This window comes from Roseateles sp. GW821-FHT09H11 (assembly GCF_059415845.1).
The window spans coordinates 499,510-514,840 of sequence record NZ_JBWKOA010000003.1; the positions used below are offsets into that span (position 1 = coordinate 499,510).

The following is a 15,331-nucleotide window of genomic DNA, read 5'->3' on the forward strand; positions in this document are numbered from 1 at the left end:
AACGATCAATCACAAGGACTCGGGCGAGCACATGGAAAACAAGGCACATGCATTGGCCACGGGCCTCTTCGTGCTGCTGCTCGGGGCGGCGCTGGTGGCGGTCATCCTGTGGTTCCGCGACGATCGCGGGGACACGCAGACTTTCACCGTGGTGACCGCTTCGGGTGTACCGGGGCTCAATGTGAAGGCGCCGGTGAAGCTGCGCGGCGTACAGGTCGGCAAGGTCGACACCATCCGTTTCGATCCGGCGCAGCCGCGGCAGATCCTCGTCGACATCGAGGTCGATTCGGACGCGCCGATCGCGCCGGGGACGCAGGCCAAGCTGGGCTACCAGGGCATCACCGGGCTGTCGTTCATCGACCTGTACGACGGGCCGGATCCGACGGATCCGAAGCAGAGCGTGCTGCAGACGCGACGCATCGCGCTCGCCCCCGGTTTCCTCGACCAGTTGCAGGACGCGGGGCCGAAGCTCGCGGCCGGTGCGCTCGCGACGATGGACCGCATCCAGAAGGTGCTCAGCGACAGCAACCAGCAGCAGCTGAGCCAGACCCTGGCGCAGTTGAACGAGGCCTCCGCGGGGCTAAATGAGCTGGTCAAGGAACTGCGGCCAACGGCGCAGGCGTTGCCGGGGCTGGTGAAGAACACCGACGGACTCATGGTCGCGGGTCGGAACACGCTGGGCAACGTCGACACGCTGGCGAAGCAGGGCGGCGAACTCGTCGATGAATACAAGGGCAAGGCGGCCGCGATCGATCAACTGGGCGACGCGGCGGTGCAGTTGCAGCGCACGCTGCGCCGGGTGGAGCTGTCATTGGTGGGCTCGGCGGACAAGCCGCGTCAACGCGCGGTGCTGGACGATCTGTCGGCGGCGGCGCGCGCCCTGGAGCGCGCGGCGCAGAACATCGGCGATCAGCCGCAGAGCCTGATCCTCGGGCCGACGCCCGGTGCGCCCGGACCCGGTGAGACGGGATTCGAGGCGGGAGCGAAGAAATGAACGACCACATCGAACTTCCGTGGACCGGTAGCCTGCGCCGCGCGCTGCTGCTCGGCGGCCTGGCGCTCGCCGCGACGCTGAGCGCCTGCGGCAGCCGGCCGCCGGCGCCGACGCAGATGGACCTCGGTCCCGCGCCCGCGTGGCCGCAGCAGACCACGCTGGCCAAGCGCGTTGAACTCCAGGCGGTCACCGCGCCAGAGACGCTGCAAGGCACCGGCATCGCCTACCGGCTCGTCGACTCCGATCCGTATGCGCGGCGCGTTTACCGCGACTCGCGCTGGGCGGCGCCGCTCCCGGTGCTCGTGGGCTCGCGGCTGCGCCAGCAGATCGCACGTGCGCCCGTCGCCGCAGGCGCCGATCCGCAAGTGGCCATCAGCGTGACCTTGGAGCTTGAAGAGAGCCTCCAGAACTTTTCCAGCGCCTCGCGCAGCGACGTGCAGGTGCGGGTGATAGCCACCGCCGAGGACGGCACGCAGCGCGCGTTCGATCGGTCGGAACCCGCCGGCGCGAGCGCCGAAGGCGCCGTCAAGGCGACCGCGGCTGCGGTCGATGCGCTCGGACCGGAGATCGCGGCCTGGGCGGCGACCTTGTCTCCCCGCGTGCCTCAGGCGCGGGGGCGGCGCTGATCGGCAGGCTGCCCACCTTCACCCGGCTGTGCGTTGGCCGCCTGTGCTTGGGGCCCCGGAGGCGAGCTCCGAAACCCCAAGCACAGCCGTCCCCAACCACTGCCGTACTTCCTCGGTTTTGCTACCGAGGACTTTGGGGAGCGACAAGCGGAGAGGCGGGGCTGAGTCTTCAGTGAGAGGCGGCGATCCCGCCACCCATGCGCTGCTGGCGCTGGCGCAGGAAGGCCTCGGCCATGCTCGAGGCCGGCTGCAGGCGCTGGCCGATGTAGAGCTCCTGCCGCCGTTCGGTGATCTGGGCGCGCAGGCGATTGGCCATGATCCCGAGCGGATCCAGGCCGCGCTTCTCGGCGCGCTCGATCGACTCGCCAAGTTCATGCATCGTGTGGCTCTTCAGCAGCGCCAGGTGGGCCTGGACGACGCGCAGCCGCCCTTGCACCGAGCGTTCCGCGCTGCGCAGCCATTCCATGACCGCGTCCGCATCGCCGCCGCGAACCTTCACCAGGCTCTCTCCGGCAGCCAGCAGCAGCGCTTCGAGACGATCCCGATCGCAGGCCTCATAGGCCTCGTTGACCTCGGCCATCTTGCGTTCGCGATGCACGCGCTCGGCGTCGTCCGGCGCAAGGTCCGGATGCAGCCGCTTCGCGGCGCGGCGGTAGAGGGTCTTCAGCGGCGGCGGGCCGACCTGCACCAGGCCGCCTTCCGGCTCGGCGGGCAGCGGGGCGCCGGCCGGCAGCACCGGCAGTTGTGGCATGGCCGTGGCTCGGGGCGAATCAAGGGCGCGGACATCCAGTCCGTTGCGGGCCAACGCGTCGTGCAGGTAGCGCATCGCGCAGTAGAGCTGCGATTCGAGCGCGTCCAGCTCCATGTACAACGGACCCAGCGCGGCGACGTAACGGTCGACGAAGCGCTGCATGCGCTGGCGGCATTCCGCGTACTCGGATTCCTGCGAGGCCAGGTAGCGCTGAAGCTCGGCCAACTGCTCGCGGCGGCGTTCGAATTCGCGCGGCGTGATGGCCTGGCTGAGCATGTTGAGCGGAGTCCCTGGACGTTCTGGTATCGACAGCCGATTCTGCCGTGAGCGCATGACCCTTCAAAGCGCAAACAGCCCCTCGCGGGGCTGTTTTTCTCAGCGTTTTCACCGAGGCTCGGGCGAGCCTCGCCCAGTCGGCCTGACCGTCAGGGCGCGGAGGCCGCGCTGGCGGCTTCCGTCGGCCCGCTGGCCACCGCGTCCGGCACGCCCGCAGGCGCTGAGGCATCGGGAGCCGGCGCGGTCAAGGCCGGCGGCGTGTGCGCCCCCGCCGCGGGGCCGCTGATCCCGGCCGTGGGCAGCAGCGGCACGATCAGCAGCGCGACGATGTTGATGATCTTGATCAGCGGGTTGACCGCGGGCCCTGCCGTGTCCTTGTAGGGATCGCCGACGGTGTCGCCGGTGACGGCGGCCTTGTGGGCCTCGGAGCCCTTGCCGCCGTGGTGGCCGTCCTCGATGTACTTCTTGGCGTTGTCCCAGGCGCCGCCGCCCGTGCACATCGAGATGGCGACGAACAACCCGGTGACGATGGTGCCCATCAGCAGCCCGCCCAGCGCGGCCGGTCCGAGCACCAGTCCGACCACGACCGGCACGACCACCGGCAGCAGCGACGGCACGATCATCTCCTTGATCGCCGCGGCGGTGAGCATGTCGACGGCGCGTCCATATTCGGGCTTGCCGGTGCCTTCCATGATCCCCTTGATCTCGCGGAACTGGCGGCGCACCTCCTCGACGACCGAGCCCGCCGCGCGACCCACCGCCTCCATGGCCATCGCGCCGAAGAGGTAGGGGATCAGCCCGCCGATGAACAGGCCGACGATGACCATGTGGTTGCTCAGGTCGAAGCTGACCGAGAGTCCGCGCTGCTCGAGCGCATGCGTGTAGTCCGCGAAGAGCACCAGCGCCGCCAGGCCCGCGGAGCCGATCGCATAGCCCTTGGTCACGGCCTTGGTCGTGTTGCCCACGGCGTCCAGCGGATCGGTGATGTCGCGCACGCTCGCGGGCAGGTCGGCCATTTCGGCGATGCCGCCGGCGTTGTCGGTGATCGGGCCGTAGGCGTCGAGCGCCACGACGATGCCCGCCATGCTGAGCATCGCCGTCGCCGCGATCGCGATGCCGTAGAGCCCGGCCAGCTTGAAGGCCACCAGGATCGCGATGCAGACGAACAGCACCGGCCAGGCCGTCGAGCGCATCGACACGCCCAGCCCCGCGATGATGTTGGTGCCGTGACCGGTGGTCGACGCCTGCGCGACGTGCTGCACCGGCTTGTAGTTGGTGCCGGTGTAGTACTCGGTGATCCACACCATCGCCGCGGTCAGCAGCAGGCCGACCAGGCAAGAGAGGAAGAGGGCGTTCGCGCCGATGGTCTGTCCGCCGGGCAGCGTCAGGTCTTGCGGGAACAGCGCGCGGGTGATGAACCAGAACGCGATCGCCGACAGCACGCCCGCGACGATCAGGCCCTTGTAGAGCGCCGGCATCACGTTCTTCATGCCGGGGCTGGCCTTGACGAAGCTGCAGCCGATGATGGACGCGATGATCGACGCCCCGCCCAGCACCAGCGGATACACGATCGCCGCGATGGACATGCCGCCGAAGGTCAGCGCGGCCAGCGCCATCGTCGCGATCAACGTGACCGCGTAGGTTTCGAAGAGGTCGGCCGCCATGCCGGCGCAGTCGCCGACGTTGTCGCCGACGTTGTCCGCGATCACCGCCGGATTGCGCGGATCGTCCTCGGGGATGCCGGCCTCGACCTTGCCGACGAGGTCGGCGCCGACGTCGGCCCCCTTGGTGAAGATGCCGCCACCCAGCCGCGCGAAGATCGAGATCAGCGAGGAGCCGAAGGCCAGGCCCAGCAGCGGCTTCAGCGTCTGGCTGTCCGCGCGGGTGCCGCTGTCGCTGACCCACATGAAGAACAGGCCCACGCCGAGCAGGCCCAAGCCGACGACCAGCATGCCGGTGATGGCGCCGCCCTTGAATGCGACGTTGAGCGCCGGCGCCATGCCCTTGGTCGCCGCCTGCGCGGTGCGCACGTTGGCGCGCACCGAGACGTTCATGCCGATGAAGCCGCAGGCGCCGGACAGCAGCGCGCCGATGAAGAAGCCGATGGCCGTCTTCCAGTCGAGCGCGACGCCGATCAGGATGCCGAGCACGACGCCGACGATCGCGATGGTGCGGTACTGCCGCGCCAGGTAGGCCGCGGCACCTTGCTGGATCGCGCCGGCGATCTCCTGCATGCGGGGGTTGCCGGGATCCTGGCTCAGGATCCAGCTGCGTTGGATAAAGCCGTAAAGCACCGCCGCCAGCCCGCAGGCCAGCGCGAAGTACAGCGCCAAACTCGTCGACATAGGGTTGTCTCCTCTCGCTGATTCTTGATCCGTGAAGACGGTTCCATCCAGCGGGCGCCGGGCCTGCGCGCACGCAACAGCAACAGTCCGTCGATCGATGCTAAGGCCGTGAATAGTGCATGGCATGAGCGTTTACCAGCGGATTCACGGGCTTTGCAAGACGGGTGTCAGGCTTTGCAGGGGCGCGCGACAAGACAGGGGCAACAACTGGCCCCGGGCATGTCATGTGCCTCGTCACGTCACCTTTACACGCAGCCGGTGCGCTGCGCCCGAAGCCGGCGGAGCCGGTGCCCCTCTCCGCTCAATCTCCTCCTCGCCGCTCGGAATTCGCTCCGAGGGGCACCGGCTCCGCCGGCTTCTCCGGACCGAGGACCGCCCCGTCAACGCTTGCGACGTTCCTTGCGGGGATCGACCGGACCCGCAGCGCTGGGGCCGATGTAGCGGCCGCGCGGACGGATCACCGAATCGATGGCGAGCTGCTCCATGCTGTGCGCCAGGAGACCGACGCTGCGCGCGATCGCGAAGATCGCGAACCCGGCGTCCGGCGGCAGCTTGTAACGCGCGACGAGCGCGGCGAGCGCCACGTCCATCGACGGCGGCAGACCGGTCAGCGCCACGACACGTTCGATCAGGCGCGCGATCGCCGCGGGCGGCTTGAAGTCCGCCATCAGTGATGCGGCGCGCGGATCGCCGTCCGGATAGATGTGATGGCCGAAGCCGGGCAGCGGCATCGCGGAAGCCAGATAGCGGTCGACGACGGCATCGGCCCCGTCGCGCTCGACCTCGTCGAACAGCGTGCGCACGCGTCCCGAGGCGTCGCCGTGTAGCGGGCCGGAGAAGGTGGTGAGTCCCGCGAGCAGGCACGCCGGCAGCGAAGCGCCGGTGGACGCGGTGATGCGTGCGGAGAAGGCCGAGCTGGTGATCTCATGGTCCGCCGCAAGGACCAACGTCTTGCGCAGCAGCGCGGCCACTGCCCGCGGCTGGCCCCAGCCGCGGGCGAGGCGCTCGTGCAGCGGCAGCGCCTCCTCATCCGAGGCGCCGAAGGCGACGGCCAGTCGACCGACCAGCGCCGACGCTTCCTCGATCAGCACGCGCGGCACGCGGCCGCGCGTCGAATGTCCGGTGGCGGTGAGCGCCGCCAATTCGGCGAATGCGCGGGAGCGCCCATTCGGCAGCGCGGCGACGACATCGAGCGCGGCGCGCGAGGGCGAGCGCGATGCGACCGCGGGGCGCGGGAACGCCGGCGGCGTCTCGACGTTCCACAGCAGCCTCGCCGCATCCTCCAGCGTTGCGGTCGCGGCCAGTTCGACGACGTCGACGCCGCGGTAGAACGGCCGTCCGCCCGAGAAGGTCGAGACCGCCGTCGGGATACTGGGCTCGGCGCCGAACAGCGTCGTCGCGGCGAGCGTCTCGCGCGTGCGCCCCGTCTCCTTGCGGCGTACCAGCGCCTTCACGTCTTCCGTGCGGTACAGGCTTCGCCGCGAGTCCTGCGGGTCGGGCTCGACACCGATGCGTCCGCGGCTCACATAGGCATAGATCGTCTGCGCGCGGACGCCGAGCGCGTCGCGTGCTTCATCCAGGGTCATCCAGGCGGCCATCGGGGCATGGTCTCGTGTCGTTGATGTCGTCAATGTATTCATCAACATAAGTCCTGTCCAGGTTCCGACGTTCGCCGGTCATTGGGACGATTCAGTCGAATCAATGGGAGTATCCGTGCCTCAGATTGATATTGATCATCAATATTGACCGGTTGTTTTCGCGCTGCCAGCATGAGTCCACGCGACATCGACGGAGACCGCCCCGAAGCCTCCGCGATGCCGGCCCTCATGCCCCTTCCATGGAGACAACCGCATGAACCGCATCCCTCGCTTCCAGCCGGCCCGACGCCGGGCCTCGCTCGCCCTCGCGGCCGCCGCCGCCTTCGCCTTCTTCGCGTCCTCGGCCTCCTTCGGCGCGCTCGCGCAGGGCGAGACGTTCCCCTCCCGCGCCATCACCCTCGTGGTCGGCTCCAGCCCTGGCAGCACCACCGACGGCCTGGCGCGCGCCCTCGGCGCGGAGATCACCGCCGCGACCAAGGTGCCGGTGATCGTCGAGAACAAGGCCGGCGCCAGCGGTGGCATCGCCGCGCAGGCGGTGGCGCGCTCGGCGGCCGACGGCTACACGCTGTTCATCACGACCAACACCACGCAGGCCGCCAACCCGCACCTGTTCCGCAAGCTCGCCTACGACCCGGTGAAGGACTTCGCGCCGGTCGGTGCGCTGGTCAAGGGCTACCTGCTGCTGGTGACGAATCCGCGCATCCCCGCACGCAACGTCACCGAGCTCAGCGCGATCGCGAAGAAGCAGCAGCTCACCTTCGGCGCCGGCAGTTCGTCGGCGCGCGTGGCGGCGGAGCTGTTCCAGCAGATGACGCAGACGCAGCTGACCTATGTGCCGTACAAGGCCAATCCGCAGGCGATGGTCGATCTGGTCGGCGGTCAGGTCGATCTGATGATCGTCGACCTGACCACGAGCCTTCCTCAGGTGAAGGCCGGCAAGCTCAAGGCGCTGGGCGTGAGCAGCCCAAAGCGCTCACCGCTGGTGCCGGACCTGCCGACCATCGCCGAGGCCGGCCTGCCCGGCTACGAGATCAGCTACTGGAACGCCGTCTACGCGCCCGCGGGAACACCGACGCCCGTCGTCGAGCGCATCAACGCGCTGATGCAGAAGGCCATGACCGCGGAGCCGGTGAAGCGCTTCGTCGAGCAGAACGGCATGGAGCCGTTCACGTCGACGCCGGCGGAACTCGCCAGCTTCCAGGCCGCTGAATACAAGCGTTGGGGCGCTGTCATCAGGACCGCCGGCATCCAGCCTGAGTGAGCCGGGACGCCGGTGCCTGCATCCTTTCCGACCCTCCTGAAGTAGAGAACGCCATGAAGCCGAACATCCTGCAACTCAATCCCATCCTCGTGCCCGCGATCAATGCGCAGCTGGACGCGCTGTACACGATGCACCGGCTGTTCGAGCAGGCCGATCCGGACGCGTACATCGCCACGCACGGCGCTGCCATGCGCGGCGTGATCACCGGCGGGCACACGGGCATCTCGCGATCGATGATGGAGCGGCTGCCTGCGCTCGAGGTGGTCGCCGTGAACGGCGTCGGCACGGACGCCGTGGACATCGAGTACGCCCGCTCGCGCAGCTTGCCGGTGACCGGCACCTTCGGTGCGCTGACCGAGGACGTGGCAGACATGGCGCTCGCGCTGCTGCTGGCGACCGCCCGCAACGTCGCGTCGGTCGACCGCTTCGTGCGCGGCGGCCTGTGGCCCAAGTTCCCGCAGCCGAACGCGATCCCGTTGGCGCGTCGCGTGAGCGGGATGCGCGTGGGCATCGTGGGTCTCGGCCGGGTCGGCCGCGCGGTGGCGGAGCGCGTCGGCGCCTTCGGTTGCCCGGTGCGCTACACCGACCTGAAGGAGATCGCCGACGCGCCGTGGGCCTTCGAGGCGGACCTCGTGCAACTCGCCCGCGACAGCGATGCGCTGATCGTCTGCGCCGCGGCCGACAAGGCGCGCGATCTGATCGACGCGACGGTGCTCGACGCGATCGGTCCGCGCGGATTCCTGATCAACGTCGCGCGTGGCCGCCTGGTGAAGGAGTCCGATCTCGTGAAGGCGCTGCAGGAGAAGCGCATCGCGGGCGCGGGGCTTGACGTCTTCGCCGACGAGCCCAACGTGCCGCCGGCCTTGCTGGACCTGGACCACGTCGTGCTGCAGGCGCATCGCGCCAGCGCGACCGAGGAGACGCGCGCCGCGATGGGCCGCATGGTGCTGGAGAGCCTGGCGCAGGCGCTGGCCGGCGAACGGCCGGCGCACAGCCTGACGACCTGAGCTTGGCCGCGGGATGGCGAGGGATGACGAATCCCCGCGATGGAGGAGGGCGTCAGGGCCGGTTCAGGCGACCCTCTAGAATTGCTGCTTTTCCGGAACCCTCCGGATTCCCCCGCTTTCACCGCTGTCCACCACCATGAGCCTGCACAAAGTCACCCCTGGCGCGAAGGCGCCCGAGCAGTTCAACGTCGTCATCGAGATCCCGATGAACGCCGACCCGATCAAGTACGAGGTCGACAAGGAAAGCGGCGCGCTGTTCGTCGACCGCTTCATGACGACGGCGATGCATTACCCGTGCAACTACGGCTACGTTCCCCAGACGCTGGCTGACGACGGCGATCCGGTCGACGTGCTGGTGATCACGCCCTTCCCGCTGACCCCGGGCGTGGTGGTGACCTGCCGCGCCATCGGCGTGCTGCAGATGGACGACGAAGCCGGCGGCGACGCCAAGCTGCTGGCCGTGCCGACCACCAAGATCCTGCCGATCTACGAGCACTGGACCAAGCCCGAGGACATCAACCAGATGCGCCTCAAGGCGATCCAGCACTTCTTCGAGCACTACAAGGACCTCGAAGCCGGCAAGTGGGTGAAGGTCAAGGGCTGGGAAGGCCCGGAAGCCGCCAAGAAGGAAATCACCGACGGCATGGCCAATTACGCGAAGGCCCAGCAGGCCTGATCGCTGGACTGGAACGCCGGGCCTACAAGGCTCGCTGCAGTACGACAAGCGCCCCATGTGGGCGCTTTTTCATTTCTGACCGCAAGAATGTCCGCGTGGCAAACACGATGCCATGACGGTGCGTTACAACTGAGATGTCCCCGCTTTGGGGATTAACGTTGTGTGCTGGTGCGTGCGGCACCAAAATGGGCGACCTCACCACGGAAGTATCGTCACGTGAAAGTCGCCTACCTGCTCAATCACTATCCCAAGGTCAGCCACACCTTCATCCGCCGGGAGATCCTGGCGCTGGAGCAGCAGGGCGTCGACGTGATGCGGCTGGCCGTCCGCGGCTGGGACGATGCCGCCCCCGATCCCACCGACCAGGACGAGAAGTCGCGCACCCACTACCTCCTGCGCGGCGGTGTCGGTCCGCTGCTGAAGGCGATGGCGCGCCAGGCGCTGACCTCGCCGGCGAAGTTCCTGTCCGCATTGGCGTTGACCTTCAAGCTGGGACGTCGCGCCGACCGGCCGCTGCCGGTGCACTTCATCTATCTGGCGGAAGCCTGCCTGGCCGTGCCGTTGCTGCGCGCCGAAGGCGTGAACCATGTGCACGCGCACTTCGGGACGAATGCGACCGAGGTCGCCGCGCTGATCGAGGCGCTGGGCGGTCCCGGCTACAGCTTCACCTGCCACGGCTCCGAGGAGTTCGACCGCCCCGAGATGCTGCATCTGGGCGAGAAGATCCGCCGCTCGCGGTTCGTCGTGGCGATCTCGTCGTTCTGCCGCAGCCAGATCTACCGGTGGGTGGATCACTCGCACTGGTCCAAGGTGCCGATCGTGCCTTGCGGTGTCGAGCCGGCGTTCCATGCCACGCCGGCCGCGCCGGCGAGCGGCCGCCGCCTGCTGGCCGTCGGTCGGCTGTGCGAGCAGAAGGGTCACCTGTTGATGCTGGAAGCAGCCGCGCTGGTGGCCGCGAAGGGCATCGATTTCGAACTGGTGCTGGCCGGCGACGGCGAACTGCGTGAGCCGGTCGAGGCGCGCATCGACGCGCTGCGCCTGCGCGACCGCGTGCGCATCACGGGCTGGATCAGCAGCGACCAGGTGCGCGAGGAGATGCTGGCGTCGAGGGCGCTCGTCGTGTCGAGCTTCGCGGAAGGCCTGCCGGTGGTGGTGATGGAGTCGATGGCCTTGAGCCGTCCGGTGATCAGCACCGCGATCGCGGCGATCCCCGAACTGGTCCGGCCGGAGAACGGCTGGCTGGTGCCGGCCGGCGATCCGCAGCCGCTGGCGCAGGCCATGATCGATTGCCTGCAGCTCGACGATGCCGAACTCCAGCGCATGGGCGAAGCGGCGCGCGTGCGCGTGCTCGCGCGGCATGACGTCGACGATGCCGCGACCAAGCTGGCCAAGCTCTTCCGCGAACATGCGGGCGAAGCCGTGCGCACGCAGCCGCGCCTGGTGACATCGACGACGACGAGCTGAACGCGGCCAGTCGCGTCCGTCCCTGTCAGGCGGCGTCGCCCGGCGCCGCGGCCTTGAACGGCTGATGCCGTTCGAGTTCGTCGATGTACTCGTCCATCGCCTCACCCTCGCGGGCCAGGAAGTCCGCGACCGCCTCGCGGAACTGCGGATGCGCCAGCCAGTGCGCCGAGTACGTCGCCACCGGCATCAGGCCGCGGGCCATCTTGTGTTCCCCTTGCGCGCCGCCTTCGAAGCGGCGCCATCCGTTCTCCAGGCACCAGGCCAGCGGCTGGTAGTAGCACGCGTCGAAGTGCAGGTTGGGGATGTAGCGCGTCGAGCCCCAGTAGCGTCCGTACGCCGCGCGCTGCGACTCGTCGATCGCCACCAGCGACGCGGCCACGCGCTCGCCCTGGGCATCCCGCGCGATGAACATCAGCCAGTGCTCAGGCATGTCCGTCGCCATCCGTGCGAAGAAGTCGCGCGTCAGGTAAGGCTTGTTGCGATGCGCGAGGTAGGTCAGCGTGTAGCACTCGTAGAAGAAATCCCAGTCCTCCACCGTGATCGCGGCACCGCGCAGCGCCTCGAAACGGACGCCGGCCTCGACGACCTTGCGCTGCTCCTGCTGGATCTTCTTGCGCTTCTCGCGTTGCAGCGTCGCGAGGTACTCCGCGAACGGACGCGGCACGCCGTCACCGGTCCAGTGGAACTGCACCTGTTGCCGCGCGAGCCAATCGTCGCCCGTCAATGCCCGTTGGTCTTGCTCGTCGCCGAACAGGACGTGCACCGACGAGAGCTCCGAGCGCGCCGTCAGAGCCTTCAGCGCCTTCACGAGCCATTCGCGCGCGGCGTCGTCCTTCGCCAGCAGCCGACTGCCCGGCACCGGCGTGAACGGCACGGCGACCAGCAGCTTGGGGTAGTACGCGAGCCCGTGCCGCTCGTAGGCATCGGCCCAGGCCCAGTCGAACACATATTCACCGTACGAGTGGCCCTTCAGATAGGCCGGGCAGGCGGCGATCAGTTCGTCGCCGTCCCACACGCTGAGGAACTGTGCCTGCCATCCCTTCTTCGGCACCGCGGAGCCGGACGCGTGCATCGCGCTCAGGTACTCGAGCTTCATGAACGGCGACGGCAGCGGCGATGCGGCGAGCAGGGCGTTCCATTGATCGCGGGGCAGTGCGGCGGGATCGTCGTCGACGCGGATCAGCGGCTGGGCGACGTCGTGTTCCGGCACGTCGGCGGAGGGAGGAGGCGAGGGCGGGGCAGTCATGCGCGGCAAATCTTAGGCGCAAGGTCAAACCCTTCGCTTTGATGGCAGGATGCTTCCCATGCAAGCGACGACGACTTCCACCCCGACTGGCGCAACGACGTTCCCTTCCGCCGCGCTGTCCTTCGACAACCTCTACACCCACGACTTCGCCCGCATCGCCGTCGGCATCCCGTTGTGCCGCGTGGCCGATCCGGGCTTCAACGGCGAGCAGACCGCGCAGCTGCTGCGCGAGGCCGCCGCGGACGGTGCCGCGGTCGCGGCGTTCCCCGAGCTCGGTCTGGCCGCGTACACCAGCGACGATCTCTTCCATCAGCGTCCGCTGCTCGACGGCTGCGAGGCGGCGCTGGCGCATCTGCTGACCGTGTCCCGCGACCTGCCCACCGTCGCGATCGTCGGCCTGCCGCTGCGCATCGAGCATCGACTGTTCAACTGCGCCGTCGTGTTCCAGCGCGGCCGGCTGCTGGCCGTGCTGCCCAAGACCTACCTGCCCAACTACGGCGAGTTCTACGAGGCGCGCCAGTTCAACGCCGCCGACGAGGCGATCTCCGAGGAGATCACCTTGCTCGGCCAACGCGTGGCCTTCGGGACGCGGCTGGTCGTTGCGGCGACCGACCAGCCGCTGCTGCGTCTGCATGTCGAGATCTGCGAGGACGTCTGGACGCCGATCCCGCCGTCGTCCTACGCCGCGCTGGCCGGCGCGACCGTGCTCGTGAACCTGTCGGCCTCCAACATCACGGTCGGCAAATCAAGCTATCGCCATCAGCTTGTCGGCCAGCAGTCGGCGCGCTGCCTGGCGGCCTACGTCTACACCTCGGCGGGCGCCGGTGAATCCAGCACCGATCTCGCCTGGGACGGCCAGGCACTGGTCTATGAAAACGGCAGTTTCCTTGCCGAGAGCGAGCGCTTCCAGCGTCGCTCACAGTTCGTGTCGGCCGATGTGGACCTCGAGCGGCTGTCGCGCGAGCGGATGCGGCAGACGAGCTTCGGTGATTCGGTGCGGCAGCATGCACCGTTGTTGAAGGCCTTCCGCACGGTCGAGTTCGAGCTGGGACTGGACCGCGCCCAGGCGCTGCCGCTGCGACGCCGCCTCGAGCGCTTCCCCTACGTGCCGTCCGACCGCCAACGTCGCGACGAGCGCTGCAACGAGGTCTTCCAGATCCAGGTCCAGGCGCTCGTGCAGCGATTGGTGTCCAGTGGCATCCACAAGCTGGTGATCGGCATCTCGGGCGGGCTGGACTCGACGCACGCGTTGCTGGTCGCCGCGCGAGCGATGGACCAGATGGGTTGGCCGCGGACGAACATCCTCGGCATCACGATGCCGGGCTTCGCCACGGGCACACGCACGCGTGACCAGGCGCTGCGCCTGATGCGGGAAATCGGCTGCGAGGCGCGCGAGATCGACATCCGTCCGAGCTGCGAGCAGATGCTCAAGGACCTTGGGCATCCGTATGCCGCCGGCGAGCCGGTCTACGACGTGACCTTCGAGAACGTCCAGGCCGGCGAGCGCACCAGCCACCTGTTCCGCCTGGCCAATCACACCGGGGCGCTGGTGCTCGGCACCGGCGATCTGAGCGAGCTCGCGTTGGGCTGGTGCACCTACGGCGTCGGCGACCACATGTCGCACTACAACGTGAACGCTTCTGTGCCGAAGACGCTGATCCAGTACCTGGTGCGCTGGGTCGCGGAGACGGCGCAGCTCGGCCACGCGGGGCAGGAAGTGCTGCTCGACATCCTGAACACGGAGATCAGTCCCGAACTCGTGCCGCAGGATGCGCGCGTGGACGGCTCTGGCCTCCAGAGCACCGAAGACAAGATCGGCCGTTACGAGCTGCAGGACTTCAACCTGTTCTACACGATCCGCCATGGCTATTCACCGGCCAAGATCGCGTTCCTGGCGCGCCACGCCTGGGGCGACAAGGCGCGCGGCGAGTGGCCCGACGGCGAGCACGTCCAGCGCAACGAGTACCCGCTCGCCGAAATCAAGCGCGTGCTGCGGATCTTCGTGAGCCGCTTCTTCCGCGGCAGCCAGTTCAAGCGCAGCTGCGTGCCCAATGGGCCGAAGGTGGGCAGTGGCGGGTCGCTCTCGCCGCGCGGCGACTGGCGTGCGCCGAGCGATTCGGAGCCCGCCGTGTGGCTCGCCGAACTCGACCGCATTCCGGACTGACGTCGTTGCGATCCGTGCTTAAATCACAGCCAGTCCTGCCCGCCAATCCCCCTTTCGGAGCCCCGTGATGAAACAGATCACCGCCATCATCAAACCGTTCAAGCTCGACGAAGTGCGCGAAGCGCTGGCCGAGGTCGGCGCGTCCGGCCTGACGGTCACGGAAGTGAAGGGTTTCGGCCGCCAGAAGGGCCACACCGAGTTGTACCGTGGCGCCGAGTACGTGGTCGACTTCCTGCCAAAGGTCAAGGTCGAGGTCGTCGTGAAGGACGACGAGGTCGAGCGCTCCATCGACGCCATCCTGAAGGCCGCCAAGACCGGCAAGATCGGCGACGGCAAGATCTTCGTCACCGCCGTGGAGCAGGTCATCCGCATCCGCACCGGCGAACAGGACGAAGCGGCGGTCTGACCGCGCGACCCCGACGGGGTCACCAGAAACAGGAAGGGCGGGCGCCGGGTTGGCGTCCGCCCTTTGTCATTCAGGCAACCAGGGAGACCTCAGGCCCAGGGCGCTCGACCGCGTCAGCGCAGGTGTTGCCAGATGGCCGCCGCCCAGATGCCGCCGGCCAGCACCAGCGACAGCAGCACGGCGGCGCTGGCGATGTCCTTGGCCCGCTTGCTGAGGTCGTGCAGCTCGAACGACACGCGGTCCACGACCGCTTCGACCGCCGAGTTCAGCAACTCGACGATCAGCACCAGGATCAGCGAGCCGGCCAGCAGCGCGACCTGCACCCAGTCCCTTCCGACCCAGAACGCTAGCGGGAGGCCGATGATCGTCAGCCAGGTCTCCTGGCGGAAGGCGCTTTCGCCGCGGTAGGCGGCGCGCAGACCGGCCCAGGAGTAACCGGCGGCGTGCAGGATGCGATCCAGGCCGGTGCGGCCCTTGTGGGGGTTGCTCATCGTCGGGGGGGCGGGAGATCAGAAGA

13 protein-coding genes are annotated in these 15,331 nt (G+C 68.4%); 8 read left to right on the forward strand and 5 right to left on the reverse strand.

From position 1 onward, the window contains the following. The first annotated feature begins 31 nt into the window (after positions 1-31). The gene (locus tag AC07PR_RS13035; RefSeq protein WP_483107333.1) at positions 32-994 is read left to right on the forward strand and encodes an MlaD family protein; all 963 of its coding nucleotides are present in this window, start codon (positions 32-34) and stop codon (positions 992-994) included. Next, positions 991-1,620 carry an ABC-type transport auxiliary lipoprotein family protein gene (locus tag AC07PR_RS13040; RefSeq protein ID WP_495135547.1) on the forward strand — a complete coding sequence of 210 codons (630 nt, stop codon included), beginning with the start codon at positions 991-993 and terminating at the stop codon, positions 1,618-1,620. Before AC07PR_RS13035 ends, AC07PR_RS13040 begins: the two co-directional genes overlap by 4 nt. A 169-nt stretch (positions 1,621-1,789) precedes the next feature. Here the strand turns inward: AC07PR_RS13040 and AC07PR_RS13045 are convergent, their stop codons facing one another. From AC07PR_RS13045 to AC07PR_RS13055, 3 genes are all read right to left on the reverse strand, one after another. After that, positions 1,790-2,647 carry a J domain-containing protein gene (locus tag AC07PR_RS13045; RefSeq protein WP_377152525.1) on the reverse strand — a complete coding sequence of 286 codons (858 nt, stop codon included), beginning with the start codon at positions 2,645-2,647 and terminating at the stop codon, positions 1,790-1,792. Positions 2,648-2,796: 149 nt separating this feature from the next. Continuing rightward, positions 2,797-4,992, reverse strand: a complete 2,196-nt coding sequence (locus AC07PR_RS13050) for a sodium-translocating pyrophosphatase (protein ID WP_377152527.1) — start codon at positions 4,990-4,992, stop codon at positions 2,797-2,799. 380 nt (positions 4,993-5,372) lie between these two features. Then, positions 5,373-6,590: a citrate synthase family protein gene (locus AC07PR_RS13055; RefSeq protein ID WP_495135548.1), complete on the reverse strand. Its 1,218-nt coding sequence runs from the start codon at positions 6,588-6,590 to the stop codon at positions 5,373-5,375. A 253-nt stretch (positions 6,591-6,843) separates the two neighbouring features. Here AC07PR_RS13055 and AC07PR_RS13060 point away from each other — a divergent pair, with 253 nt between their 5' ends. The 4 genes from AC07PR_RS13060 to AC07PR_RS13075 all read left to right on the forward strand — a co-directional run bounded on the left by AC07PR_RS13060 (position 6,844) and on the right by AC07PR_RS13075 (position 10,998). After that, positions 6,844-7,851, forward strand: a complete 1,008-nt coding sequence (locus AC07PR_RS13060; protein WP_483107330.1) for a Bug family tripartite tricarboxylate transporter substrate binding protein — start codon at positions 6,844-6,846, stop codon at positions 7,849-7,851. A gap of 53 nt (positions 7,852-7,904) precedes the next feature. Beyond that, on the forward strand, positions 7,905-8,858 hold the full coding sequence (locus AC07PR_RS13065) for a 2-hydroxyacid dehydrogenase (RefSeq protein WP_495135549.1): 954 nt from the start codon (positions 7,905-7,907) through the stop codon (positions 8,856-8,858). A gap of 136 nt (positions 8,859-8,994) precedes the next feature. Next, positions 8,995-9,534 (forward strand): inorganic diphosphatase, encoded by a 540-nt coding sequence (gene ppa, locus AC07PR_RS13070; protein ID WP_331614326.1) that lies wholly within the window; start codon positions 8,995-8,997, stop codon positions 9,532-9,534. 216 nt (positions 9,535-9,750) lie between these two features. Then, the gene (locus AC07PR_RS13075) at positions 9,751-10,998 is read left to right on the forward strand and encodes a glycosyltransferase (protein ID WP_483107327.1); all 1,248 of its coding nucleotides are present in this window, start codon (positions 9,751-9,753) and stop codon (positions 10,996-10,998) included. A gap of 25 nt (positions 10,999-11,023) precedes the next feature. Here AC07PR_RS13075 and AC07PR_RS13080 read toward each other — a convergent pair whose 3' ends face one another. Beyond that, positions 11,024-12,244, reverse strand: coding sequence for a GNAT family N-acetyltransferase (locus AC07PR_RS13080; RefSeq protein ID WP_495135550.1), 1,221 nt, complete (start codon positions 12,242-12,244; stop codon positions 11,024-11,026). Between the two features lie 58 nt (positions 12,245-12,302). On the opposite strand from AC07PR_RS13080, the gene AC07PR_RS13085 reads away from it, so the two are divergent. Beyond that, the gene (locus AC07PR_RS13085; RefSeq protein ID WP_495135551.1) at positions 12,303-14,408 is read left to right on the forward strand and encodes an NAD(+) synthase; all 2,106 of its coding nucleotides are present in this window, start codon (positions 12,303-12,305) and stop codon (positions 14,406-14,408) included. A gap of 67 nt (positions 14,409-14,475) precedes the next feature. Further along, positions 14,476-14,814 carry a P-II family nitrogen regulator gene (locus tag AC07PR_RS13090; RefSeq protein WP_067275693.1) on the forward strand — a complete coding sequence of 113 codons (339 nt, stop codon included), beginning with the start codon at positions 14,476-14,478 and terminating at the stop codon, positions 14,812-14,814. A gap of 113 nt (positions 14,815-14,927) precedes the next feature. Here the strand turns inward: AC07PR_RS13090 and AC07PR_RS13095 are convergent, their stop codons facing one another. Continuing rightward, positions 14,928-15,305, reverse strand: a complete 378-nt coding sequence (locus AC07PR_RS13095) for a diacylglycerol kinase (protein ID WP_431104762.1) — start codon at positions 15,303-15,305, stop codon at positions 14,928-14,930. Between the last annotated feature and the right edge of the window lie 26 nt (positions 15,306-15,331).

Excerpts from the sequence above, each read along its gene's own strand:
- AC07PR_RS13035 (WP_483107333.1), top strand. The coding sequence starts at position 32 with ATGGAAAACAAGGCACATGCATTGGCCACGGGCCTCTTCGTGCTGCTG.
- AC07PR_RS13040 (WP_495135547.1), top strand. The coding sequence starts at position 991 with ATGAACGACCACATCGAACTTCCGTGGACCGGTAGCCTGCGCCGCGCG.
- AC07PR_RS13045 (WP_377152525.1), bottom strand. The coding sequence starts at position 2,647 with ATGCTCAGCCAGGCCATCACGCCGCGCGAATTCGAACGCCGCCGCGAG.
- AC07PR_RS13050 (WP_377152527.1), bottom strand. The coding sequence starts at position 4,992 with ATGTCGACGAGTTTGGCGCTGTACTTCGCGCTGGCCTGCGGGCTGGCG.
- AC07PR_RS13055 (WP_495135548.1), bottom strand. The coding sequence starts at position 6,590 with ATGGCCGCCTGGATGACCCTGGATGAAGCACGCGACGCGCTCGGCGTC.
- AC07PR_RS13060 (WP_483107330.1), top strand. The coding sequence starts at position 6,844 with ATGAACCGCATCCCTCGCTTCCAGCCGGCCCGACGCCGGGCCTCGCTC.
- AC07PR_RS13065 (WP_495135549.1), top strand. The coding sequence starts at position 7,905 with ATGAAGCCGAACATCCTGCAACTCAATCCCATCCTCGTGCCCGCGATC.
- ppa (WP_331614326.1), top strand. The coding sequence starts at position 8,995 with ATGAGCCTGCACAAAGTCACCCCTGGCGCGAAGGCGCCCGAGCAGTTC.
- AC07PR_RS13080 (WP_495135550.1), bottom strand. The coding sequence starts at position 12,244 with ATGACTGCCCCGCCCTCGCCTCCTCCCTCCGCCGACGTGCCGGAACAC.
- AC07PR_RS13085 (WP_495135551.1), top strand. The coding sequence starts at position 12,303 with ATGCAAGCGACGACGACTTCCACCCCGACTGGCGCAACGACGTTCCCT.
- AC07PR_RS13090 (WP_067275693.1), top strand. The coding sequence starts at position 14,476 with ATGAAACAGATCACCGCCATCATCAAACCGTTCAAGCTCGACGAAGTG.
- AC07PR_RS13095 (WP_431104762.1), bottom strand. The coding sequence starts at position 15,305 with ATGAGCAACCCCCACAAGGGCCGCACCGGCCTGGATCGCATCCTGCAC.